The sequence below is a fragment of the Streptomyces sp. NPDC030165 genome, from assembly GCF_055573595.1.
In genome coordinates this window covers 23,838-48,610 of sequence record NZ_JBVIBD010000033.1, presented here as the reverse complement: position 1 = coordinate 48,610, position 24,773 = coordinate 23,838, and the positions used below count along the sequence as shown (strand labels likewise).

Here is a 24,773-nt window from a genome sequence, read left to right as displayed (position 1 = left end):
AGGGCAAATAGGGGACCCGACCGCTCAGCGGCCGAGTCCCCTATCGTTCCGTGCTTGCAGTGGCCGCCCCAGCCTCTGGGCCCCCTGCCAGAGATCGTTTAGGTAAGACGGCACAACAGCGCCCCCGTTCCTGGCACCATCGGTTCATACACACCCGTGGAAGGGACGCCTTGAGCCTGGCCCGCACGACCACCCAGTAGGTCCCGCCGCATGTCGCACAAGCCCGATTACGGCTTCAGTCCTGGCGTCTCCGCGTTAATCGGCGGGTTATCGGTGCCCGTCTCCGCAACCTCACCTCGTCACTCCAAGCACTGCAGGTGGCGGGGCGAAGGCTTCCTTACACCAGGCGAGTGCCGCGGGACACCCGGGCAACCCTCGAAACAGCCTCCTACGGCTCCATCGCCCTGACGCTCCTCGCCCTGTTGCTTGGCCTGAGGCTGATCAAGTTCTCTGCGGTCGTCGTCCACGACTTGGCCGCTACTCTCGGCATCGCATCATCAGTGGCTGTTCCTGAACTGGCAGCCCATGACTCGGGAGCCATGCGCGCAGCGGGCGGCACATTCGGAGCTCCGCCCTGGGTGGCCAGCGTTCCAAAGGGGAAACTGCGCAGTGCAGCGGACCGCTGAGCGATGATGTTGCCAGAGTGACGGAGTCGATCGGGGGGCCTGCCATGTATCTGAGCCGCGTCAAGGTGAGCGGTCTACGCGCGAGCGCAGAGACGCCATTGAGCTGCGACCTTCCTGGCAGGTTCAGTGTGATGATCGGGCCCAACGGCGCGGGTAAGACCACACTCACCGACGCGATCTACCTCGCGCACCCAGGAAACCGGTTTCCAGTGCTCCCGAGGCCGACTTCAGCCACGCTGGCATCGCCTGATGCCGGCGTCGAGCGCAGCATCGACATCGCGTACGCCCTGGCCGACGACCTCCACGCCGAGGGGCGCCTCGGCCGCGAGCTTCACACCACAGGGCACCGGCGGCTCGGCGGAGAAGCTGAATCCTGGAGTGTCTCCCTTCACCGACAACTAGGAACAGTCGCCTCGCGCCTGACAAGCAGCCACGGCCTCGCCCGGAAGATCGACCAATTCAAGCTGATCTATCTTCCCGCCTGGCGTCATCCACTGGACGAACTGGCGCGCCGCGAGGTGCGCATCCTGGTGGAGCTGCTACGCGCACGGCAGCAGGAACTCCATGGCAGCCGCAACCTGGTGGCTCTACGCGCCCGTGCCTCACGGCTATTAGAGGATCTCGCCAAGGACAGCTTGATAGACGCCGTTGAGGCACGCATCGGCGAGCAGCTGGGCAGACTGTCCGCCGGCGTGAACCCACAATGGCCCTACGTGCGAGGCCAGGTCATCGACGACACCTATCTCGCCCGCGTCCTGGAGATCATGCTCGCCGTGATCGAAGGCCGCTCCGCAGCCCGGCCTCTGGAGGTCTCTGGCCTTGGGTACGTCAATCTGCTCCATATTGCCGTGACGTTGGCTGCGATACCTGATTCCGCCGAGGTTCCCCTCGCCTCAACGAACCCACCGGAGAGCGGCGAGCGCCAATCCCCATCCGAGGAGGAGCAGGCGCGGCAAGCGTTCGAGAACCTGGCGCAAGCACAAGCTGAGGCGGCCTCCGAGGAAGACTCTTTCTTCTCCACAGCCCCTTTTCACGCAACGGTCGTCATCGAGGAGCCAGAAGCCCATCTCCATCCCCAGCTGCAACACTCGTTGGTCCGCTACCTGCGCAGAACCGTCAAGGCGCGCCCCGAGCTACAGGTGATCCTCACCAGTCACGCGACTGACATCATCACAGCCTGCGACCCCACCGAGCTCGTCGTCGTGCGTCGCACCGACCATGGAAGTGTGAGCCACTGCGTCAAGGACGTTGTCCCGGACCAGCATCGCGATGCCACACTCCGCATGGCCAGATTGCACCTGGACGCGAGTCGTTCGTCGGCTCTCTTCGCCGAACGCCTGCTCCTGGTCGAAGGCGTTACCGAGGGCGCGGTGGTGCGTGAATTCGGCCGTGCCTGGGCAGGTGACGATGAAGCCAAGCAAGCCTTCATTGATGCCCTGAGCATCGTCCCTATGGGCACCAAAGTCGGCCAGTGGGCTGCCCATCTTCTGGCGACCCCGGGCAAGGAACTGTGCGCGAAGCTGGCGATCCTCCGTGATAGCGACAGCGACCTTCCCTTCGACAGCACGCGCGACATGCCCAGGTGGGCTGCAGAGCACGACACGTCCGTTGTCCGGGTCTTCATCAGTCATCCCACCCTCGAGCCGGCGATCACTCCGGGCAACGAGGGCCTAGTCGCGGAAGCCCAACAGGTGGTCGACCCAAACCATCCATTGGCCGAAGTCACCGCCGACAACGTTCGGTCCTACTTCGCCAGTCGGAGGGCCGGAAAGGACGGCGAGGAAGCAGTCAAAGAAGGCCGGGGTGCGCGGCGTAAGGCCGAATTCGCCCTCGCTCTCGCCGCGGCGCTCCGGGAAGCCAACGACGCCGCCCGCGAGGCGGACGACGGCTTCTCCCTCGTATCCGTACCCGATCACCTCGAAAAGCTCTTCGACTTCCTCTATCCAGCCGCGCCAGGCTCCCCTCGCGATCTGACGTCAGAAGACGCCGCCATGGAACCGCCCGAGTGGCTTGCTCCCGACACCATCTGGGATCGATTGCCTGACGTCATCGACTGGGATGAGGACCTCGACGACCCGGCGTACTGGCCAGAGAACGAGCCCACCGATCCAGAGCACGAGTTCGATACCGCGGCAAGCGAGGGGGAAGAAACCCCGGACTGGGATTATCCCCTGCGCTCACATCCGATTCGGCAGAACCACACGGCAGGCCGCCAGCAAGGAAGCTGGCCCACGCAAGCGATACCCGGAGCCTGGCCGCAGGAACAGGACAATGCCTAGAACCAGCACAGGTCTTCATGCACTGACACCCCAACAGCTCACCGCTAGTGGCAGCCCCCATGACCGCGTCTATATCGAAGCGGCACCCGGCTCCGGAAAGACCACTGTATCGGCCCTGCGCTTCGGCCTGCACCGCTTTGCCACCCCCACCGATGCACGCGCTGTCGTAGCGCTCAGTTTCACCAGATCAGCCACCGAAGAATTGCGTACGCGGGCCGCCCAGCAATGGGGTTCGGCCTCACTGCACTGGCCGCATCGCGTCGTGACCCTGGACACCCTTCTGTGTGACCTGCTCTTCCACCTACTCGATGAAGGCGTTCTGCACTGGCCAGGAGAACACACGGAACTTGACGTGTTGGACTCATGGCGGTCAATCCTCCCAACAAAACCCGGCCGCATAAGGCCCGTTCTGCAGGTCGACTGCGGCCACGTCGTCATAAGAACCGTCAACGAGCCCCGGAACGCCAGCCACCCTTCACCCCTGCACTTCAAGGGAGCCGTCTCGGCCGGCACGTGCACTCATGACAACGTACGGGAGGTTCTTCAGGGGGCTCTGACAGCTGATCCCGCGCGCCGAGCACTAATCTCGTACTTCGAGAACTCGGTGCGCTCATTAATCGTAGATGAGGTATTCGACGCCAATGATCTGGACCGGGAGATCTTCTCACTCGCTGCGTCAGCGTCCAGTTCTCTCACCTTGGTCGGCGATCCATGGCAGGCTCTCTATCAGTTCAGAGGCGCTCGTCCCGCTGCCATGGCGGCGTACATAAGCGAGAACGGCTTCTCCACACACTACTTGGACGACTCCTTTCGGTGGGGAACCGACAGACAGGCATGGCTTACACAGCGCCTACGACGACGCCTGCCCGTCACGCTGCAGGCCGGTTCTGCCCGCAATGCCGATATGGTCATCGCCCTCAAGTGGAAGGCACTATGGGAGTGCGATCCACAGGTCCTGCCCCTCGCTATCAAGCCAGGCGTCGGTCAGGTTCAAGAGGCGATCTGCACCCTGCTCCTCAATGAGACCGCACAGAATGCGCTGGGCATGCAGGCAGTTTTTCTGCACGACGCTCTGGTCACGCTCGGGCTGGAAAGAGAAATGCTAGCGACAACGCTCCGTCCCAGCCTGCAGTCCGCAACAACTGACCTCAAGAACGGCGACCAACCGGCCGTGGTGTGGCGGAGACTGACACGCAATCTCGCTGAGCACATTCCGGTAATCACTACAGCACAGCTCGCACGCAAACCACTTCGCGCCCTGAATCGTCTACAGCAACGGCTCGCAAACGACCAGCTCATACCCGGCCTCACCGCCCATCAGTCCAAGGGACGTGAGTGGAACACCGTAGCCGTTAGGTTGAGCCCGGCAGACGCTGCGGCCCTGGCGCACGGCCTCGACCCTGCACGGTCAGACCATCGTGCCCTGTACGTGGCACTCACGCGCGCCCGCCTCAACACCATTGCCCTAACTTGAAAGTGGCGCGCCCCATACATCCCAAGCCGAACATCGTGGACGTCCCCACGGGAAGCAGGAGTTTACTCCTCGACAACCAGGTGGCTGCGAAGGGTTGCCGGGGGCACCCCGGCCTTGTGTAGTTCGACCGGATCGCCGCGGACCGGCCCTACGCCGGCAAGAAGCGGCACGATGGCATGCACGTTCAGGTGCTGGCCGGTCCATTCGGGAGATTGCTGTGGACCTCGCCCGCACTGCCCGGTGCGACGGCACGACCTGAGGGCGGCGCCCGCGAGCACGGCATCATCGACGCCCTCGGCGAGGCCGGCCTCAAGGCTGACGCCGACAAGGCATACCAAGGCGCGGCCCGGAACATCCGAGTTCCCTTCAAGGGGCGCCGCCCTAAGCGGTGGCAATAACGTCACAACACCACCAATGCCAAGATCCGCTGCGTTGGCGAGCAGGCCATGGCCGCGTTTAAGGGCTGGCGCCTCCTGAGCAAGCTGTGTTGCAGTACCAACCGCATCACCGCGATCGACGAGGCCGTTCTCGCCCTTCACCTCGCTGCCGCGTCAGGATGAAGAGCCCTCAGTGGTCAGACCGCAGCACGCTATACCCCCAGCCGGCCCACCGCCGTACGGCCTCAGGCGACCGATGTCCGAGGTGCCCGATAGGTTGGTTACCTTCATACGGGCGGGAGGGGCACCGGGTGGCGGAGCGCGGGGGGCGGGCGGCAGCAGATGGGTTCCAATACCAGTACCTCGTGACACTGGAAGCGCTTCTCGATGCCGCAGAAGACCGCTACCCCGGAGTCGCTGCAGCGCTGATCGAACCCGCAACCACCCCGGATGAAGACTCGACGGACCCCGACGCAATCGACTTCGAACTTGTCGACCAGCACCGCGGCAGCATCCATGCAGCCCAGGTGAAGTCCGGCGGTTCAGGTACGGAGATGTCTGCTCCTGATGCGTTCGGCATCCTGCTTCGGATGATCCGCGCACGGCCGCGGGCAGGGTCGTACCGACTGATCACGAACATGCGGCTCCACCCCAAGGCGGTGCAGCTGGACCGGGCCTTGAGTGTCGACGATCCATACGAGCTCCGCGAGCACCTTCAGCGGTTGATGGAGCGCGGACGCTGGCGGGACGAGCCGGCGGGAATGAGCGATGACGAGCTGCACCGACTGGGCCGCGCACGAATCTCGGTGGATTCCAGGCAGCGGTATCAACTGCGGGATCAGCTCCGGGAACGCATGCGGCGACTCCGAAACGAGCATTGCCGCGGACTTGGCCATGAGTCTGCCAGCCGACTGACGAACTATCTGGCATTCGAGATCCACCGTCGCGCTTCGGGCGAGTTCGACGGCGTGTTCCCCCTGGCGGGGTTCCGCGAGGAACTCCTCACCCCCGGGCGCCATCTGGCCTATGAACTCGGCGAGTTCGACTGGGGGATCTTGGTGGGGGCTGTGCCGGCCGCACCAGATGTCCCCCGCCCGGATCTCATCGACCGTATCCGCGCGGCACTAACAAGCAGCGGACGGGAACGCACGGTTCCCACCTGCGCGCTGCTCGGCCCCTCCGGCATCGGCAAGACGAGTACCGCCGCCGACTACGCCTACGACATGGCCGACTCCTACGACCACATCTTCTGGGTGGACGGCGAGAGCAGCACGTCCCTGCGCTCCTCCTTCCAGAGCATTCACGACTGGATGCTCCGTCGCACGGACAACGGCCCAGATACCGACAGCAGTCGGCTCCGTGACCGGGTGCGCACGCTACTGAGCTCCTGGGCACGCCCCTGGCTCGTGATCATCGACAATGTCGTCGACCGCCGTTTGGTGGATCCTTGGGTTCCGAGCAGCGGGCGCGGCCACGTCCTCATCACCTCGACCAACCAGGTCAGTTGGGCAACCCAGAGAGCCAAGATAGCGATCCAGAGTATGACTCCCGATCAGGCCACGGAGCTGATCAGGATGCGCCTGCACCATGAGGGAGATTGTGATGCCGACAGCGAGGGGACCGCTGCGGCTCTCGCAGAACAGCTTGAGTACTGGCCACTGGCGATAGAGCTCGCCTGCGGTCACCTTGCCGGCTGCGAGTTCGGGCTCAGGGAAGCGGGCCGCTATCTGGGGCAGATCCGTGACCTGGCGCTGAATGACCGAGACGCCATTCCGCACGGGTACCCTGAGACGCTGGTCGGAGCCATCCGGTTGGCTCTGAAGCGCCTGATGGACAAGGAAGAGCTACAGCCGGCGTCCGAGGGCGCAGCCCACGCGCTGTTCCCCGCAGCCTATTTCGCCTCCCGGCAGATTCCGATCTGGCTTCTCTACTTCTCCACCCTGATGTCCAGCGACAACGCCGTCCGGTCGGGTCTTCGCCATCCAGCGGTCTTTGGCCCGCAGGCCAAGGTCCCTTTCAACGCCCATGAGATGCATCGTGCGCTGCGTGCCGAGTCACTGGCCCGGCGCGATGAACCCCTGTGCACGCTGCCTCAGCAGGAATGGTCCACCGCGCACTGCGAAGGCGTCGATGACACGATCAACGTCAACGAGATCGTGCAGCATGTCATCCGCACGCTGGCGGAAGGCCGCACCGACGTGACCGAGATCCTGAGCCGAGCTGCGTACCATGCTCAGGGGTGGCTGACGGCGTTTATCGAGGCGAATGACGACAAGCATCTCCTGGCGGTCCTGCCGCACGTGCAGAGCCTCGCCAGCCATGCCGGCCGACTGGGCATCGCCACGGACACGCTGGCGATCATGTGGGGCAACCTGGCCGGTACCTACGTGCTGCGGGGGAAGCTGGACGACGCCCGGCAGGCATTCGAGAACGAGCTGGAGTACCTGCTGACCCGCAAGGAACCGGCCCCCATGCTTGAGCTGAAGACCCGTTCCCAGCTCGCGGACGTACTGAGAAACACCGGTGAGGCATCCGCAGTGTGGCTGCCTCATCTGCAACGCGCCCGAGACCTCGCCTTCCAACTGGCCGACTCCCGGCCCGAGGACGTGTCCATGGCCGTCGCCAACTGCCTGACGGTGCTTAGCAGTCACACCGGCCAGGGCGCCCTGGAGCCAGAGGTACAAGCCCTCACAGCCGATTTCGCCTCCCTGCGCCAACGAATGCCGGCCACTCAGTCCTTGCGCATTCAGCACGAGATCGGCCAGATCAATAACGCCCTCACGACCGGGCTCATGACCGACGAGGAAGTCGAGCAGCGCTGCCGAACGCTGCTTAAGGACGACGGTCTTCGCGGCCCACAACGCCTCGAACTGACAGGCCTCGTCGCCGAGTCCCTGGCCTATCAGCATCGATGGAACGATGCCCTGGAACACCTTCAAACCATCCACGCGTACGCGGTCGAGCAGCCGCTGCACCCGCAGGTGATCGCCAAGACCCTGCACAACGTGGGGCTGCGAGTAGGGCTGGCCACCGCCCGCGGCGTGCCCGAATGCCGCACCGCACTCATGGTCCTCATCGGCGAAGCCGACGCACCACCCGCCCCCGAGTGCCAGCAGCTTCTATCCCTTCTCGTCAGCATCGCGTCGCGCATGGCGGTCGAGCATCTCAGTCTCCAAGCAGGGGTGACCTGCATGCCCTTCAAGATGCAGACGCTGCGCCTCCTGGAAGCCGTGTGCGACCGGGAGCACGACGCGATTCGCGAAATCCACGAGGGCCTCAATGGTCTCGACGCGGCGGCACTCAACCGGGAAGACGAGTTCGGTTGGAGGCTACTTTCCCAGGTCGTCTCCGCTTCCGCTGTCAGCATGAGGCTCCGCGGCGATTGAGCTGATCACGCTCTTCCCGGCGGACTCGAACCACGCGGTGCAGGTGGTCGAAAGTCCCCTGCCGATGACGGCAGCCAGGTTGACACAGCGTCGTGGTGTCCGGCGGGAATCCGGACACCTTCGTGGTCTTGGCGCTCAGGTCCGCCCTGGGGAAGGCCGGCGCCGACACCGGAAGCCAACTGCTGCAGAGGACCGAGAGCAGCAGGCCGAGGGCCCGCAAAGGAAGACGGCGGCGATATAGCGGCGGGTCCCCGGCTACCGAAACCGGGGATCCACCAAATACTTGTAGCTCCACCGCCACTTCCTGACCACCCCGTCGAAAGGCAGCACGCAGCGACCCACAACCTCACTCGAGCAATCGGACTAACGCCACGAGGCTTGGTCCTGTCAGGCCGCGGAATAGCTGAGCCGAAACGGAGCCTGGGCACGCTCCAGGTCTCGCTCCGTACGCAGCTGCACCTCCAAGTCACCCGTGCCGTGATAGCCGAGCCCCGTCACATCCCGAGTAAAGCCGGGAACGAGGTCCACCGAAGCCGGGTCGGCCTTCAGATAGACCAGCACCTCGGACTGCTATGGGGGGGAATGAGGCAGGCAAAGTTCCGCAGCCGCTGGTACGCCGCGTACTGCTTGCGCTGCACTCGGGTGACGCCGTATCCGAGACCGACGAGCACCTCGTCGGCAGCCTTGGCCAAATCAGTCATGGAGCTGGCCTGTATCCGCGCCCCGGACACCACGGCCGCGCGCCGACGACGGATCCCTCCGGCCGCCCGGCCTCCGCGCAGTCGGATATTCCGCGCCAGCTGAAGCGGGACACCGATGACCGTGCCAAGCACTTCCCGGGCAAGTGGAATCTGCTGGTGCGCTGGAAGGACGGCTCCATCAACACCTACACCGGCACCACCACCAGCAGCCTGGGCGCCACCCACACCGTCGGGGGCGGCAAGTGGAGCACCTGGACCCACTCCACGGTGATGACCACCGGCAACTTCACCGGCAACGGCCGCACCGACGACCTCGTTATCCGCTGGTCCGACGGCGAGACCGCCCTCTACCAGGACACCACCACCGAATACCTCGGCACCGAACGCAACCTCGTCCCCGCAGCCTCCTGACCCGCCGAACGTGGCGCCTGCCCGACACGCCTCCCGGCCGGCGCCACCCGCATACACGCCATCAGGTACCGGGCGACGACCCAAGACTGAGCAGGACCTGATCGACCTCCGCGGGCAGCCCCCTCCGAAGCGCCGCCGGCCGCACGGGCACCCGAAGAAGCGGTAGCGGACCGGGTCGATGCTGCGCCGGTTCTCGTGGATGGCGTGCACGTCGTAACGGGCCGGACGAACGGACCAAGATCCGGACCATTTCCGGGCCATCCCGCTCCAAGGATCCGCACCAACTGCCGTTTCCGCTGGTCAGCGGGGGTGTAACTGCTGTACCACCAGCAGACGAAGAACTTGCTGGTGTCGTATTCGCCGAAGAAGCTGGGCCTCTTCTGAGCCCATGAAAAAAGGCGCCTGACCTGGTCTTTTGCCCGTCAGGCGCCTTCCGCTGGACTCACTCAGAGCCAGGCCCGGTTTCCGTCGTACCCCCAGTTCCTCCCACCGCTATACCCGTCCTGACCAGCTCTTCCGGACCAGTCACGGACCAAAACTGCACTTCACCCCGCAGAAACGCCTCCTCCGCTGAAGCGGTCCCACTCCTGCAAAGACTGCTCGATGAGCCGGTTGGCCTGCTCGCGCACACCGTCCAGAAACTTCGCGTAGTGACGGAAGAGCACCTGGATGCTCTGGCCCGCGCGGCGGGCGCATTCGGCCGGGTCCACACCCGAGTGCAGCCAGAACGAGATCCCGGCATGCCGCAGGTCATAGGGCCGCTTGGCCAGACCGGAAGCGCGCTCCGTCCGAGTCAGGGCCAGCTCGCGGGCCCGCGCCCACGTCGTTCCGTACGCCGCGGCCTCCACGTAGTTGCCCGCCCTGTTGCGAAACAGCCGTCCGTCCGGTGCCACGCCGAACCGTTCGATGTGCGCCCTGAGCATGCGTACGAACTGCGGCGGGATGGGCACCGGCCGGGTCGCGCTGACCGCACGGCGCTTGAGCGAGTGCACTTCGTGCGTCACCCCGTCGTCCGTCCACTCCTTGCCCGAGGTGACCACGCCACCCGACAGGTTCAGCAACCCCCACCCTGTTTCGGGCAAGTGGCATTGGTCGAGCCGAAGGTGGATGACCTCCGCGGGCCGCATGGCCGCGTAGTACATGCACCCGAAGAACGCCTCCAGGTGGGGACCGCGCCCGCCGCGCCCGCTCTGGTGAGCAACCGCCGCGAGCAACCGGGTGACCTGATTGGGGTTGGGGACAGCGGCCGGGTCCACTTCCTCGTTGACCGCCGGAGCGTTCCACCTGAGCCCCAGAAGCGGGTTCTCAGCGAAGTAACCTTTCTCCACGGCAGTGTTGAGAACCTCATTGAACGCGGCCCGCTTGCGCCGTGCCGTCTTGGCCGCAGCGGCCGTGCCGTCCAGCTTGCGGCACATGGCATCCAGCGCCCTGCGCAGCACATCGGCTTCCGCGAGAGCGCTGACGGGCAGGGAGTGGTGCTGCATCCAGTCGAGGGCTTTGCGCCACTCGTCGGCCGGCTCCTGGGGCCATGCGTTCTTGTTGAAGGCCCACGAGTACAAGGCACGCCGCAGCACCCTGGGCTCCGGGTAGGCTGCACCCGGGAGCACCAGCGCAGGGGTGATGGTGGCGAACGCGTCGGCCAGGGTGCGGCGGGTGTTTCCCGGTGTGCGGTCCCACCGCTGGTCGAGGTATATGTGGGCCAGGTCGTACCACGTCGTCCGCTGCTTGACGGCGCGCAGCTCGGACGCCGGAAGCCCCGTGTGTTCGTCGAAAGGCTCACCGTCGCGCGCCGCTGTCACCAGCTTCGAACGCCTGCTGTCGGCAAGCCCGGAGGTCATGAAAGACTCGGACTTCTCGCGTCCGTTGACCGTCCAGCGGACCATGAACGGCTCGCGCCGATCGGGGCGTTCGCGTATGTCCCAGACGCGAACGTTGTAACTCATCGCCAAGCGTCAGAATCCCTCTCGCACGCCTCCCACCAGGCGTCCAGGTCGGCACGGCGGCACCGGAGCTCGCCATTGGGAAGTTTGACCATGCGGGGGGCCTGGCCACGGGCGCGCATGCGGTAGAACGCCGACGCGCTCATACGTATCTCGGCCAGGACCTCAACGAGTTTCAGCGCAGGGGGACGAGCCACAAGTGTTTCCTTCATTCCAGGACGCCATCGTAAAGCCGGTGCTGTGCAGGTTGGCGGACATTCCAGAGCCGAGTACGAGGCATACACGCCTCACGCCTCACCTCGCATTTCCGTCAGGGCGCGGCCTCCGCGACCAGATGCGCACAGCCATGTACCACCGCGCCCGCTGTTCTACCGCCAAATCGGTCCGCTGCGGACTCCTCAATGGTCGCGACGATCGCCGGTTTGGCTAACCGGCAATCGTCGGCTATGTTGCGCTCCCCCACCCTGATACACGTCCTCATCTGCCGATATCCGGCGCATGTTCAATCGCCCCATGCCGCCTCGGACACTCGACCAGCGAGCTGCCTCGCAATGGAGGCAGTTGTCCGAACAGGCCGGAGAGCACGAGTCAACAGAACAGACTCCTCATTTGTCGCCCGGTGAGCTGCCAGCGAGCCCTGTCTTCCCGGGGGTGTTGTAAGTTCACATAGTCTCGGAAGGAGTTCCAGCCTTTTGCGGTCTTTTCTTGCTCGTCTGCCGTGGGCGAATGGGCTGACTACTGGCATGCGCGATGTAACCGGGAAGCAAGCAAGAAAGCCGGACACCGGCGCCCAAACCGTCATGCCGTCGCCGACCGACACCGCACAGTCGACGCGGAACTTCGCGGCGATGCCTCCCCGAGGTGGAACCAGCTCTCAGTCGCTGTGGCGCACCGGGGCTGCCTTGCGCGCCTCGGCGAGCTCCTCGGATACCACCAGCTTACGATCTTGTCGTCGATGCCGCGGGGGACCAAGGGCCGGAGCCTCGGTGTTCTTGGCTCGGCGTGCGGCGAGCTCCGTCGAGCGGGGTACCGGAAAGGGGCGCCCTTGATGCCCCTGCGTTCCACTGGTCTCTTTGATGACCGCCCGCAAAGAGGTCCGTGTTCCTGATGGCCCCCGCGAGAAGCGGACTGGAGCAGTTCAGCGGCCACGATCATCTCGGCAGCTCAGTCCATCGGGAAGCCGAAAACGTCAGCGAGGTCCGGCTTCTCGCGCGCGGCGATGGCAAGGGTGAAGAGACTGTAGACGTACAGCAAGGCCGCGTCGCGCCCGGGAGCGACGCCTCAGCCTTCCCAGTTCAAGGTTGCCGAGTCGTAATCAGTGCGGTTGGCGAAGTGCAGGTCGCCAGCACCTCGCCGATGACGGCGGCGACGCCGGGCGCACGCGGCGCGAGCGAAGGGAAGGCCACGACGAGCAGACCGGAGCCATGGAACACCAGGTCGAACTTGCACATCAGGGTGCCACGTTAAGCCCGGGGTCGATAGTTGCCCTCCGGCGCCCTGCGCCAACTTCTCAGCTGACCAGCGTAGTTCTTCAACCGGAAGAACACGCTGGCCAGAGCCAGTCATACATGAAAATTACGGTTTTCATGTAGCCTCTCGGCTGCCTGTCCGCACTACCGTCAAGTCGTCGGCCGACGCGAGGGGTTCACGTGAAGCATTCCCGGCAGCCAGGAAGCGAGATATCGCCGTGCGGCGGAAGGCAGCCGCACCGAGCCCACCTCGTTTGGGTTACGCCCGAGGTCGGCCTCTGTCCCGGCGCCGCCACGGTGAACACTGCGCAGCCGTCGCCGGACTTCGACACCTGGGTCGCCTCCTTCACCCCCGAGCAAGCCACGCGGTGATGCCCGTTTCCGCCGAAGGCCCCGAGATGTACGCGCTGGCCCTCGCGACGGACGGTGAGGAGCGCTCCGCCCGCGCGAGCCTCGCCAGGCTCAGCGGCGATCCGCGGGACGACTGGCCATCGCACGCCCAGCGCCTGTACGCGTACCTGGCCGAGTTCTACGGCGAGCGCGATGCGCTGCCCGCCCTCGCCGCGGCCTGGATCGCCCATCAGCGCTCGGACGGCACCCGCAAGACGTACGCCCAGAACTTCAAGCTCTTGGAGGGCTACCTGCGGGAGCGCGGCGTGCACCCGCTCACCCTCACGTTCCTGGTCGCCGACACCTTCGCCAGCCACCTCAAGACGCTGCCCACCCTCGTCTGGCGCGGCGGCCGGCGCGTGCCGGAGGGCGGGCCGCGTGACGCTGCCACCCGGCACAACGTGCTCTCCGCCAACTCCTCGTTCTTCAAGTTCGTGCTGCAGACCCGGGTCCTGCCCAGGGAAGCGATGGACAGCAATCCCTTCGACGGGGTGCTGTACCCGGCCATGGACCCGCTGTTCACCCGCACCGAGGGCCTGACCGAAGCCGAATACGTCACGCTGGCGCGCACCGCCCGGCACGAGCATCCGTGCCGCCGTACGGCGTTCCGGCTGTACGCTCTGATCCTGGTCCTGTACCACCTGTGCCTGCGCATCGACGCCGCACTCGGCGCGCGGATCGAAAAGCTGGGCTACGACAAGGGCCACCACATCCTGGAAGTACAGATCAAGGGCGGCACCTGGGTCACCAAGGCGGTGCCGCCGTTCGTCTGGCACACCCTCCAGGTCCTCATCGGCGACCGCACCGAGGGCTTCATCTTCTGCACCACCACCGGTCAGCGGCTCGACCAGGCGTCGCAGTGGCGCGCGATCCGCGCCACCGCGAAACGGGCCGGTCTGCCGCAGAAGAAAATCGGCCCGCACTCCCTGAAGCACTCCACGATCACCCACGCGTACGACCGGCCCGGCGCCCGCCCGGAGAAGATCCAGCACTGGGCCGACCACAAGGACCCGCGCACGACACAACGGTACAACCAGCGCCGCGGCGCGCTGGAAGGCAGCCCCGCCTACGACGCGGCCGCCTCCATGGCCGAGCAACTGGAGGCACGGTGATGGTGGTGACCGCCCCGGACAGACAGCGGAGTTCGCAACGCTGCCTTGCCTAGAGCGGTTCGCTGATCTTCTTGATGACCTCCCGCAACGGCGGTACGAGTTGAGGATGGTCGCCGCGGGAGGCGGACTGGAGCAGTTCGGTGGCCACGATCGCCTGAGCGGCTTGGCCTTGCGGGGAGTCGAGAACGTCAGCGAACTCGTGCTTCACACGCGCGGCGGTGGCAGGAGCGAGGAGGCTGTAGACGTACAGCAGGGCGGCATCGTAGCCGTACGGAGCGATGCCCCAGCCTTCCCAGTCCAGGATCATCGGGCCGCTGCTGGTGAGGTTGGCGAAGTGCAGGTCGCCATGGACGGTGCCCCACTCGGTGATCTGCGGGGCGGGCGCGCCGGTGAAGCGGGGTACGGCCCGGTCGATCCACTCCTGGCGCACCGCGACCCGGTCCGTGTGGGCTGCGGCGAGCTGTTCCAGGTCCGTGCGGAGCGATGTCCACCACGTGGCGGGCAGGTCGAGTTCGTGGCGCAGGACCGGATCGGGTGAGCAGGTTGGGGAGTCGACGAAGCTGGTCAGCTCTGCGCGGTAGGCGTAGGCGGAGTCGGTGGTGTCGTGCACGGCATACAGCGCCGGGCGGTGTACTGCCTGCGGAACGCTCTGTGCGGCGTCGGCTGTACCGGTCCACAGCTTTCCGCCGGCCTTGTCCGCCGGGGCGGCCAGCAGTCTCAGCCAGCACGTTCCGTGCTCGGGGTGCTCAGCGCGGCGGCTGATGGTCCGGCCGTGCCAGCCCCACCTCGGAGCGCCGTGGAGGGTGGTACCGAGGGCGGCGGCGGCCTTGTCGTGGGCTTCGGCGAGGCGTTGCGCGTCAGCCGGGTTCGGGGGTGGCGAGTACATCCAGGACGCTCCGCAATCTCGTGGGCGGGATCGGTTCGGCGGCCAGGGCGCCGAGGGCGGCGTTCCAGTGTGCCCGGTGGGAGGCCGAGAGCAGGACCCGTGAGACGCCGGGGCAGGACGCGACGGCGAGCAGGCACGCCTGCGCGATGCTCAGCCCCGGGTGCAGTAGTGCGGCGAGTTCGGTGGTCGCCAGGCAGGGCAGTTCTCCGCCGTGCAGGGGCGCGGAGGCGTGCACGGCCCAGCCGCGGCCGGCTGCTTCGGTGATCGGCCCCCGTCCGTGCAGGGCCAGGGTGAAGGCGTCGGCGGCGACGAGGCTGACCGGGAGCTGGATCACCCGAAGGTGGTGGTCGGCGCTCCCCGCGGCTTCGGTGGCCAGGCGGTCGAGGTCGGCGATGGTGAAGGCCCCGGTGTCGAAGCCGTTCCAGGTGGCTACGCCGTACGTCTGCACGGCTCCCGTTGCTGCCAGCTCCTCCAAGACGGTGAACGCCTCCCGCATCTGTTCGTGCAGCCGCTCAGGGCGGCAGGTGCGTTCGGGGTTGTGCAGGAAGAGCGCCGCCAGCCGGTCGCGGCCCAGGTCGGCCCGGTTCTGCTGCACCTGCCAGCGCACGTACGGCGCGGCCAGGCTGTGGCCGGCCGTCGCGTCCGGCGCCGGCACCACGCCCGCGGCCCGCCCGAGGGTCAGCGCCGCCGCGTTGAGGAACCCGACCTTCGTGGCGACCGGCACCGTCTGATGGGCGGCGAGCAGGGGGGCGAGCTGGTCGTGCGCCCGGCCGCGGAGGTAGTTCGGGGCGGTGTCGATCCACGGGTCGGGCGAGGCGGCCGTCAGCTCGACGACGGCGGCCACCTCCCGGACGCGGTGCGTGCCCAGCCCCAGCGCCGCCGTCACCACTGGCTCGCGGCGAGGGTGGCAGCCTGGGCCTGGACCAGCTCCCCCACCACTGCGGCCACATCACCGAGCGGAAGCCCGGCGCGCTCGGCCAGGTCAGCGCAGGTGACCCAGGCCCCGGCCGGGGCCGTCAGCAGGTGCCGCAGGAGCGGCGCCGCAGCCGGATCGAACTCGATGACGTTGCCGGCCGCGGTGAAGATGGTCGCGTCCGCCGTCCCGTCCAGCCGGCCACGCCCCGTGGTCAGCCGCACCCGGGTCTCCGGCGTGTCCGGTGCCCCGGCCACGTGCGGGAGGCTGGGCCGCAGCCGACCCAGGTCATCCGCGTCGCGGGCGGCGGCGTACCGGGCCAGCAGCATCGGGTCCTCCAGCGCGGCTGCCACTTCCTTGCCCAGGGCGGCGAGGTAGTCGCTCTGTTCCTCGGCGGAACGGTGAACAGGCAAGTCACTGCGGACCCGGTCGCTGGCGCGCAGCTCGTCCGACAGCCAGCGGATCAGGTCGGCCCCGGTGTGGGTGCCGATTCCGCACGTCAGGTGCAAGGAGGCGCTGCCCTGGTCGGCGGTCACCGCGTGCCACCAGCCACGCGGCAGGTACAGCACGTCGCCAGGGTGCAGGACGAGGTCGGCCACCGGCTCCGTGGGCGGCTGCTCGGGCTCGGCGACGTCCCGGTACATCGGCGCGGTGCGCGTCGGCCCGAACAGACGCCACCGTTTGGCTCCGGCGATCTGGACCACGAGGACGTCGTGATCGTCCCAGTGCGTGCCGAAGCCCTCCGTCGACGTCCAGGACGCGTAGGCGTTGACCTGGACGTGGGTGCGCAGCCAGCCCTCCAGGTCTTGCGCGAGAGCGCTGATGGGGGCGTGCAGTTCGTCGATCGCATCGACCACCAGGGAGGCGCCGTCGGTCAGGCGCTCGTGCAGTTCGGCGGGGCGGATGCGCTGCCATACGGTGCTGCGGCGGGTGATCACAGGGACCGCGTAGCGGTGCTGGGCCAGCATCTCGCCGCCGGCCGACAGACGCAGCCGCGGCGGCTCCAGGCGGTGCGTGGCCAGCACGTCGTTGAGGGTGTCGAAGGAGCACAGCGCACCGGTTTCCTGCTCGGTCAGCGCGCCGGGGACATGGCGGTAGTCGCGGTGCAGCACCCGGGCCGGGAACGTGTCCCGGCCCAGGCGCTCCGCGAGAGACACGGAGGTCATCTCAGGTCTTCACCTCAGCCGTTGGCGTCAGTCGTTGCCGTCGGTACGGCCGGTGCCGCCGCCGTCGGAGGGGGCCGCGCCGCGGTTGCGCGCGCCGTTGATCCGGGTGCGGGCGCGCACCAGCCCGCTGTTCTGGCTGCTGTTCGAGGGGGTGGGGTTGGCCATCTCGTGCTCCTTGATGGTCGGTGACGCGGGACCTTGCGTTCATCAGAGTGCCGCCGCCGCTCCATGCGCGTCATTGCCACCGGGTGCTCAACTTATTGCGGTCCGCCCGCAATTGCGGCGCCCGCTGGAGTGCGCTGGCATGATGCTGTGCGCCGCCCGGATGCGCCTTTCGCCCGCCAGCGCAGGCGCTAGCGTGGGCGCACACCGCCCCGTCGCCGCGCACCGGGAGCCGTATGCCTGCCGTAGCCCGCTCACGACGCGCCGAGATCCGCCGGGAAGCGGCCGCCATCCGCAGCCGGGGCCAGCAGCACGGGTGGGGTGTGCACCGCACGCTCACTGCGATCCGCAGCACCCTGCCCGAGGTGTCCGTCCTGGAGGGCTGGCGGCTGGCCCTGGGCTGGTCGCGCGCGCAGACCATCGTCCGCGTCGCGGCCCTCTACCGTGCCGACGGATTGCGCTCCCCCGCTCTGTCGGAGTCCATGCTGTGCCGCTGGGAGCACGATCCGCACGAACGTCCTGGCGACGAGTACACGGTGATGCTGTGCCGCGTCTACGGCGCCCGGCCTGACCAGCTCGGCCTCGACCGTCCCGGTGATCCTTTCACCGCACGGGCCCAGCCCCGGGCTGTGATCCGATACGGTCGCCAGGCACCGCAGCCTCGAAAATGGGTGGAGCCGATGACCACAGCCGCCGGCCTGCCGGCCGTACGCGAATCACTTAGCCTCGCCCTGCTCGCCGACCCGACCGGCAGCAACACCGTGGCGGAACTGGCCGAGGCGGCCGTCGAGCACTACGCCCTCCACTACAGCAAGCACCCCCCACAGATCCTCTTCAACGAGGTCCACGCCACCCGGGGGCTGCTGGGCGAACCACTGGCGGCCGCCACCGCAGGCGCAGACGCCCCCGGCGCCCGCGACCTGCGCCGCAGCATCGGCTACCTGTCCGCCCTGCTGGGCAACCTCGCCGCCCACCTCGACGACCGGCCCGGCGCCCGCGCCCACCTGGCCACCGCGTACGCATACGGTCAGCGCACCGGCGACACACGACTGACAGCCTGGGCCTGCGGGGCCCGCAGCATGGTCGCCCTCGCCGACCACCAGCTCGACGCCGCGGCCCAGCACGCCGAGGAAGCCCTCACCCTCGCCCCGCGCGGACTGCCCCGCGCCCAGATCCACTCCTGGGCCCGCCTGCCCGTCCTCGCCCAGCAGGGCCGGGGGCAGGACGCCGACACGGCACTCGCCGCCGCCCTGGACGAACTGGACTCCGACCCCGTCGGCTGCGCACCGGGACGGTTCGGGTTCGACGAAGCCGAGCGCGCCCTGCACGAGGCCGAGGCGCACCTCGTCCTCGGCCGCAACGACCAGGCCATCCGGACGGCTGAAACCTCCGCCGCGCAGAAACCCGCCGGCACCCCCGGCTGGGCAGCGGCGACCCTGGTCCTCGCCCGCGCCGAGGCCACCGAACGCCCCGACGACGCCGCACAGCGCGCCCTGGACGTCCTCGACCGTGTGCCCCCGGCCCGGCTGCGCTCCACCGCCCGCCGACGCCTCATCAAGCTCGACACCGCCCTCAACACCAACGCCGCGCCGGCCGCCAGCGTCACCGACCTACACGAACGGCTGCGTGCCCTCCCGGCACCCATCGACCCGTACGGCGCCGGTACCGCCTGATTCAGGGCCCAGCTATTCGATGGCCGTTCGCTTGACGTGCTCGTCGGCACCGTCACCGGTGTGGAAGACGGTTGAGGTGGACGACGACGGCAACGAAACCGGCGAGTCGCAGTACGCCTGCGGTGATTGCGGACACGTCGAGTAGGGAAGACCGGTTTCCGCTCCGGACACGGCGCCGCGTCCGGAGCGGCCGCGCGTTGGGCCACCGCAAGATGGCGAGCCACTGATCATTCTCATGCTGGCGCACGTCTCGGGACACTGCGGCGTACGCCGAGCACAGGGCGGGACTGAGGAACATCGGCGTCGGATCGTGCGGCAGTGGCAGACGCCTCCTTGGGGTTGGCGGCCTCGGGGAACATCGGTACAGCGGTTAACGCTAAGCCGGTGATCATGGTCCGGGTGTGAGTGTGCTGACCCTGTTCTCGTACTCGCGGCGGGCCTTGCGCTGGGCAGGGATCGCGGGGCGGCTGTGGCCGCCGTCGAGCGGCTGGCAGCGGGCGAGGAACTGGCGGTGCACGGAGGGTGCGGCGGTGACGCGCAGGGTGTAGCCCTGGCCGCGCCGTACGGTTACCCCTTGGTTGAGCGCGGCCCGCTCGACGGGGTCCAGCTCGCCGGAGCGGAGGAAGTCGGCGACCTTGCCCGGCATGTCGAGGGTGACCGGCAGCTCAGGCGCCGGAACGTCTTCGGCGGCAGCGGTGTGGTCGGGTAGGAGGTCGGCGACGGCCGTGCGGATCGCGCCGCGACTGACGCCGTGGTCGCGGGCGAGGGCGGCGATCGAGCGGCCCTCCAGGTACGCGGCGCGGACCTGGGCAGCCTTGTCGACCGCGACGGCGGGGCGGCGTCCACCCTTGTTGCCCTTGGCCTCGGCGGCGCGCAGTCCGTCGTACGTCAGCTCGCGCTGGAGGTCGCGTTGGAGTTCGCCGGCGGCGGCGAGGGTCTGCACCATGAACTTCACGGTGGACAGCAGTTCGCCGGTGCGTGGGTGGCGGGCGGTGAGGTCCATCGCGGAGAACGCGCCGTCGTGGATGCGCAGGGCGAGCTGGTCGCGGTGCAGGACTTCGAGGACGTCGAGGATGTGCTGGTTGCCGCGCACGAGGCGGAACATCTCGGAGATGTGCACGGTGTCGCCCGGCCGCGCGTAGGTGAGCAGTTCGCCGAACTTCGGCCGCTGAAGCGGGTGGAGGCGGCTGGAGGTACCCGGGTCCTCCTCGAAGACGACCGGGTCCTCGATCCCGGCCTCGGCGAGGACGAGATCCTGGCGGGCGGTGGACTGCTGGTCGGTCGACACCCTCTTGTAGACGAGATTGGCCACGCTGTTCCCCGCTTCTGCCACCGCATCGGACCTTGGGTGTCATCTAATCCTGTCGTCAGCCGTCATCGGATCTCATTGGATCGGAGCCGTCGTCAGGCCCCGGAATCACCGGGCTCATTGGACGACCGGCGCCCCTGTCGTCATTCGTTCGTTTGACGACACTCACGCCGCCCCAGACGCGTTCTCGGCCGCGTGACGGCGTAGGCCGACAGGTCACCACGGCCCTGCTCGTGGAGCTGCGGTGAGCGGATATGTAGCACTGAGTGATGTTCTGGCTGCGTTTCGGCGCGGCTCGGGCCTGGGGCAGCGGGGCGCGGACGACGCCGTCGCCCCACTTTTGTCTCGTCTTCGGGCCTTACGGGCTCGTCGCCCGGTCTGAGCTGAAACACTACTGATCGCTGTTCACTAGTCAGCTCGCAGGCAGCCGGTCGGCTGGCGTGCGACGAAGAAGGAGCATTGATGGCGCTCGCTGCATACGCCTGGTTCGTCGACCTCGGTGGCTTCCACGTCGCGACCTTTCAGTCGGCTTCCTCCCCGACCCTAGGGAAAGAGTTTGTCGAGGTCCGCGCCGTCAGCCCTGAGGGTAACGACATTGTCGAGCTCGTCCCGGGGCCCTCTCCGGGGGCTGCGGAGGTCACCCTCGCTCGCGCCATGGATACGCGCACGGAGTTCGGCGACTGGGTGAGGGCTTGCATGGACCCGACCCGCGTGGACGAGAGCCGTCAGACCCTGGTCCTCTCGCTCGTCAACGCGCAAAAGGAGACCGTCAGGAAGATCGTGTATCAGAACGCGGTCGCCACGTCCTGGGATGGGGATGGCCGCAGCGCCGTCGAGCAGGTCACGATTGGCTATACGAACATGGAAATCATTAATACCTGATTCGGCCCTGCAGACAGTCGAACCGGCGACGCAGGCATGCCCCTGGCCACAGGGGCATGAGCTCAGCGTGGCCCGTATCTCGGACATTCCTCATCGCCCAGCTGCGGGCCGAGATCGAGGGCGCCGTGTAGCCATCGATCAGCGTGCTCACTCCTCGGCCTCGTCATCCTCGTCCAGCTCCGGCGCGTCCGGGTCGCGCAGTGGGCGCAGGGCGCCGGCGGCCGGGGTGGAGGCGGTGAAGCTGTAGCGGCCGAGCAGGTTCAGGTTGCGGTGCTTGAGCGGGGACAGGCGGGCGATGTCCTCGTCGCGAAGCTCGTGGCCCTCGGCGCGGAGTTGTTCGACGGCGGCGCCGATGTACTTCGTGGTCCAGAGCACGATGGCGTTGAGGACCAGGCCAAGCGCGCCGAGCTGGTCCTCCATGCCGTCGCGGTACGCCTGGTGGATGGTGCCGCGCTTTCCGTGGCACACGTCGCGGGCCAGTTTGTGGCGGGATTCCTGCACGGTGAGCTGCCGGTTCATCTGGCGACGGTAGGTGTCGTCGACCGGGTCGACCACCCGCAGCAGGTGCTCGGTCTTCGCGATCCGCCCGTACTCGGCGAATGCCGCCCCCAGCGGGGTGGGGCGGCCGTCGCGGCCGAACATGCGCAGCAGGCCGTAAGCGCGGACCTGGTTGGTGACCAGGGACCCGGCGACCTTCAGCATGTCCGGCCAGTGTGTGATCACCTTGTTCAGGTTCACGCGGTTGCGGGCCAGGTCCTCCACCGCGCCGTACGCGCCGGTCTCGACGCCGGGCATCGTGGCCCGCCAGAACCGCTGGTCGTCCAGGTCGCGGAAGCGGGGGCTGAAGTTGTAGCCGAGGATCTTGAACAGGCCGAACACTATGTCGGAGTACGAAGCGTTGTCGGTCGCCACCATCTCCGGCTTGACCCCGCCGTCCAGGTTCAGCAGGGCGTCCAGAATGTGGAGGGAGTCGCGCGGGGTGCCGGGGACGACCATCTGCCCGATGCCTGCGACCTGGTCGTTGACGGCGTTGAGCCAGGTGATGCCCCGCTTGAACCCGAAGTACTTCGGTGACGGGGCGGCGTTGATGGTGCGCACCGGTACCTGGAAGCGCAGCCCGTCCACGGAGGCGAGCAGCCCCTCTCCCCAGAACTGCACGATCGGGATGCTGGCCTGGGCGGCGATCAGCGCGGCGTTCGCCGCGGCGATGGTGTCGGCCCGCAGGTAGTACTGGTCGACGTGCACGAGCCGGGCCCGGGTCAGGGCCTCGTAACCGGGGTTCACCACCGGGGTCAGGCCGATGTTGCACGCCTCGGAGACCAGCAGCGCGACCATGGACGTGGGCAAGTCCTTCATCCGCGTCGTACCGTCGCCGAGATGCACGAAGGCGTTGAGGAACCCGGTCCAGGCGTTCACCTCGAACAACAGGTCCGGCAGGTCGATCTTCGGGAGCATCTTCTCGACCCGCTTGCGCAGCCAGGTCAGCGACTTGGGCTCGCCGAGCGCGCCGAGCTTGTCGACGTTCAGCTTCACCCGCCCGTCCTCCTGCACCTCGATGGACACCTTCGCCGCCGGCCCGGCTTCCGTGAGGCGTTCGGCGAGCTGCTTCCATCCGGCGTCCAGACCGCGCACCAGCTCCGCCAGGTGCTCGGTGACGGGCATGTCCAGGCTCAGGGCGGCCAGGACGTCCTCTTCGACCGCGTCCCAGTCCGGGCCCTCCAGGAGGCGGGCGCGCGGGTTGGACCAGCGGTGCGAGGGTGACGCGAACACGTCGCGGTTGTTCAGGGCCCGGTGCAGCTGCTCCAGCACGCACACCACGTACGCGTCCCGGTCGACCGCGCCCTGCGGCAGGTCAGGGTTGGTGTACACCGCCTTGCGCCACACCGGCGGCACCAGCTTGTCGTCCACCTCGCGCGGCAACAGCGGCTTCACCCCGACCTTCCGCCGCGGCAGCGCCGGCAGCCCGCGGACCCCGGCCAGGACCCGCTTGCCCGCGCTCGCCGCATCGAGCGCCTTCGACTCGCCCAGCAGCGCAAGGAACGGGCGCACCGTGGCGTACCGGGTCGTGAGCGCGGCCCGCATCGCCACGTCGGCCGAGTTCTCGTCCTCGGGCACCAGGGTCACCACGGTGGCCGCCGCGCTCATCACGGCGGCGCGCGGGGCGACCTCCTCCACCGCCGCCCACAGCGCGGCCACGTCCAGGCCCGCCTCCTGTTCCTCGACCAGCTCCAGCTCCTCGAACAGCACCTTCGCCGCCCGCGCGAGCGTGCGCGATGCCTTCTCCAGCTGCGGCAGCGTCGACAGCCGCTCCTTCTCCGTCTTCCGCTTCGCGGCGTTCAGCAGCCGGGTGGCCATCAGCACCTGGAAGAGATCCAGGGCCTCGTCGATCGCCTTCGCCTCCAGGTACCGCATCACCGCGATCAGCATCGCCGTGCGCTTCGGCTCCGCCGCCCGCTCCAGCAGCGGCGCCTTCGACCCCAGCGCGTACCGGGCCAGCGCCGCCATCCGGTTCGGCGGGATCTGCGACAGCCGCAGCCTCCCCAGCCGGTACGCGCCGATCTCGTCCACCCGCTCCAGCGCGCGGGCGAACGCCGTCCCCGTCGTCCGCGTCGGCGGCCGGCGCAGCCGCTCCAGCTCCGAGAACCGCGCCCCCTCCGGCGTCTTCAACGTCGCCACCAGAGCCCCGGGCAACGCCGGGTCCGCGCGGCGGGCCGCGCCCGCGACCGTGGCATGCAGCCGCTTCTCCGCGACCTTCCGGGCCTCCGCCACCTGCCGCGCGAGCACACTCACCCCCGGCAGCAGCACCCGGTGACGGCGCAGCCAGCCCACCGCCTGGTTGAACAACGCCACCGGCCCCTCGGCGTGCGTCCACGCCCGCCCGTGCAGGAACGTCCGGAACCGGCGCGACCACTCCGCATCCTCGTACTCGCGGTACTCGTAGGCGTCCCGGATCTCCCACGCGTGCTCATACGGCGTCGGCTTGCGCTCGGTGTACCGCTTCACGCACGAGACGTCCTCGATGCCGAGCTGCACGGCCAGGTGCTCGACCACGACCCACGGCACGTCCAGCGGGTCGTCCGGGAGGAACCGGCCGATGTAGCGCACGGTGCACATCTGGAGAGCGAACCCGAGCCGACTGTGGTCCCCGCGCCGCTTCGCGACCAGCTTGCGGTCCTCGTCGTCCAGGAAGAAGAACCGCTCCAGCTCCGGCCGGGTCGGCTCCTCGTTGAACTTGCCGTACGACGCTGCCTGCTCATCGGTCAGGAACTCCACTGGCATGGACGCGAAACTATCGGCGCCCGCAGGAGCTCAGGGATCTTCCGCCGAACCTCGCCGCCGGGCCTGCCGCCCGTGGTAGAGGCCATGATCACCGGCTTACCGTTAACCGCTGTACCGATGTTCCTACCGACGCCAATTGCATCGGATGCGAATAGGCGACACCCATCCTGGAGGTTGGCCTGGGACCGTCTGGAAGCGGTCCCACCAGGGACGCTGACCTCGGAACCACGGTAGCGGCCTCCTCGGCGGACATCTGCAGGTCTCACTCCATCGAGCGATTGAACTGCAAAGACGCCTCCGAGTCGCATCTGATGCGAAATTCTCGCGTCAGATGCGAT

General features: G+C 67.7%; 16 protein-coding genes and 2 pseudogenes. 8 read left to right on the top strand and 10 right to left on the bottom strand.

Going from position 1 to position 24,773, the window contains the following annotated elements:
* Window positions 1-643: 643 nt before the first annotated feature.
* The 4 genes and pseudogenes from ACZ4Z1_RS38110 to ACZ4Z1_RS38095 all read left to right on the top strand — a co-directional run bounded on the left by ACZ4Z1_RS38110 (window position 644) and on the right by ACZ4Z1_RS38095 (window position 8,142).
* A complete protein-coding gene (locus ACZ4Z1_RS38110) occupies window positions 644-2,905 on the top strand; it encodes an ATP-dependent nuclease (RefSeq protein ID WP_468491266.1) in 2,262 nt (753 codons plus the stop codon).
* Window positions 2,898-4,379: a UvrD-helicase domain-containing protein gene (locus ACZ4Z1_RS38105; RefSeq protein ID WP_468491265.1), complete on the top strand. Its 1,482-nt coding sequence runs from the start codon at window positions 2,898-2,900 to the stop codon at window positions 4,377-4,379. Before ACZ4Z1_RS38110 ends, ACZ4Z1_RS38105 begins: the two co-directional genes overlap by 8 nt.
* A 125-nt stretch (window positions 4,380-4,504) precedes the next feature.
* Window positions 4,505-4,939 (top strand): annotated as a pseudogene (locus ACZ4Z1_RS38100) (transposase family protein); the annotation flags it as partial.
* Between the two features lie 182 nt (window positions 4,940-5,121).
* On the top strand, window positions 5,122-8,142 hold the full coding sequence (locus ACZ4Z1_RS38095; protein WP_468491264.1) for an NB-ARC domain-containing protein: 3,021 nt from the start codon (window positions 5,122-5,124) through the stop codon (window positions 8,140-8,142).
* Window positions 8,143-8,529: 387 nt separating this feature from the next.
* On the opposite strand, the pseudogene ACZ4Z1_RS38090 reads toward ACZ4Z1_RS38095, so the two are convergent.
* Window positions 8,530-8,891, bottom strand: a pseudogene (locus ACZ4Z1_RS38090) (transporter); the annotation flags it as partial.
* Between the two features lie 108 nt (window positions 8,892-8,999).
* On the opposite strand from ACZ4Z1_RS38090, the gene ACZ4Z1_RS38085 reads away from it, so the two are divergent.
* Entirely contained in the window at window positions 9,000-9,254 is a 255-nt protein-coding gene (locus ACZ4Z1_RS38085; RefSeq protein ID WP_468491263.1) for a hypothetical protein, read from the top strand.
* A gap of 545 nt (window positions 9,255-9,799) precedes the next feature.
* Here ACZ4Z1_RS38085 and ACZ4Z1_RS38080 read toward each other — a convergent pair.
* The 3 genes from ACZ4Z1_RS38080 to ACZ4Z1_RS38070 all read right to left on the bottom strand — a co-directional run bounded on the left by ACZ4Z1_RS38080 (window position 9,800) and on the right by ACZ4Z1_RS38070 (window position 12,645).
* Entirely contained in the window at window positions 9,800-11,197 is a 1,398-nt protein-coding gene (locus ACZ4Z1_RS38080) for a tyrosine-type recombinase/integrase (protein ID WP_468491262.1), read from the bottom strand.
* A complete protein-coding gene (locus tag ACZ4Z1_RS38075; protein ID WP_468491285.1) occupies window positions 11,194-11,391 on the bottom strand; it encodes a helix-turn-helix transcriptional regulator in 198 nt (65 codons plus the stop codon). Before ACZ4Z1_RS38075 ends, ACZ4Z1_RS38080 begins: the two co-directional genes overlap by 4 nt.
* A gap of 1,098 nt (window positions 11,392-12,489) precedes the next feature.
* The gene (locus ACZ4Z1_RS38070; protein ID WP_468491261.1) at window positions 12,490-12,645 is read right to left on the bottom strand and encodes a hypothetical protein; all 156 of its coding nucleotides are present in this window, start codon (window positions 12,643-12,645) and stop codon (window positions 12,490-12,492) included.
* Between the two features lie 389 nt (window positions 12,646-13,034).
* Here ACZ4Z1_RS38070 and ACZ4Z1_RS38065 point away from each other — a divergent pair, with 389 nt between their 5' ends.
* Window positions 13,035-14,165, top strand: coding sequence for a tyrosine-type recombinase/integrase (locus ACZ4Z1_RS38065; RefSeq protein ID WP_468491260.1), 1,131 nt, complete (start codon window positions 13,035-13,037; stop codon window positions 14,163-14,165).
* Between the two features lie 49 nt (window positions 14,166-14,214).
* Here the strand turns inward: ACZ4Z1_RS38065 and ACZ4Z1_RS38060 are convergent, their stop codons facing one another.
* From ACZ4Z1_RS38060 to ACZ4Z1_RS38045, 4 genes are read right to left on the bottom strand one after another with little or no spacing between them, the layout of a single operon-like run.
* Window positions 14,215-15,051 (bottom strand): phosphotransferase, encoded by an 837-nt coding sequence (locus ACZ4Z1_RS38060; protein WP_468491259.1) that lies wholly within the window; start codon window positions 15,049-15,051, stop codon window positions 14,215-14,217.
* Window positions 15,023-15,937: an aldo/keto reductase gene (locus ACZ4Z1_RS38055; RefSeq protein WP_468491258.1), complete on the bottom strand. Its 915-nt coding sequence runs from the start codon at window positions 15,935-15,937 to the stop codon at window positions 15,023-15,025. Before ACZ4Z1_RS38055 ends, ACZ4Z1_RS38060 begins: the two co-directional genes overlap by 29 nt.
* Entirely contained in the window at window positions 15,934-17,130 is a 1,197-nt protein-coding gene (locus ACZ4Z1_RS38050) for a cupin domain-containing protein (RefSeq protein WP_468491257.1), read from the bottom strand. The genes ACZ4Z1_RS38055 and ACZ4Z1_RS38050 overlap by 4 nt, the downstream gene beginning before the upstream one ends.
* A gap of 27 nt (window positions 17,131-17,157) precedes the next feature.
* Window positions 17,158-17,295: a hypothetical protein gene (locus tag ACZ4Z1_RS38045; protein WP_468491256.1), complete on the bottom strand. Its 138-nt coding sequence runs from the start codon at window positions 17,293-17,295 to the stop codon at window positions 17,158-17,160.
* Window positions 17,296-17,528: 233 nt separating this feature from the next.
* On the opposite strand from ACZ4Z1_RS38045, the gene ACZ4Z1_RS38040 reads away from it, so the two are divergent.
* Window positions 17,529-18,965, top strand: a complete 1,437-nt coding sequence (locus ACZ4Z1_RS38040) for a Twin-arginine translocation pathway signal (RefSeq protein WP_468491255.1) — start codon at window positions 17,529-17,531, stop codon at window positions 18,963-18,965.
* Window positions 18,966-19,353: 388 nt separating this feature from the next.
* Here the strand turns inward: ACZ4Z1_RS38040 and ACZ4Z1_RS38035 are convergent, their stop codons facing one another.
* A complete protein-coding gene (locus ACZ4Z1_RS38035) occupies window positions 19,354-20,298 on the bottom strand; it encodes a recombinase family protein (RefSeq protein ID WP_468491254.1) in 945 nt (314 codons plus the stop codon).
* A gap of 438 nt (window positions 20,299-20,736) precedes the next feature.
* On the opposite strand from ACZ4Z1_RS38035, the gene ACZ4Z1_RS38030 reads away from it, so the two are divergent.
* Complete coding sequence (locus ACZ4Z1_RS38030; RefSeq protein WP_468491253.1) at window positions 20,737-21,156, top strand: phage tail protein; 420 nt, start codon at window positions 20,737-20,739, stop codon at window positions 21,154-21,156.
* 147 nt (window positions 21,157-21,303) lie between these two features.
* On the opposite strand, the gene ACZ4Z1_RS38025 is transcribed toward ACZ4Z1_RS38030, so the two are convergent.
* Window positions 21,304-24,435 (bottom strand): Tn3 family transposase, encoded by a 3,132-nt coding sequence (locus ACZ4Z1_RS38025; RefSeq protein WP_468491252.1) that lies wholly within the window; start codon window positions 24,433-24,435, stop codon window positions 21,304-21,306.
* Window positions 24,436-24,773 lie beyond the last annotated feature (338 nt).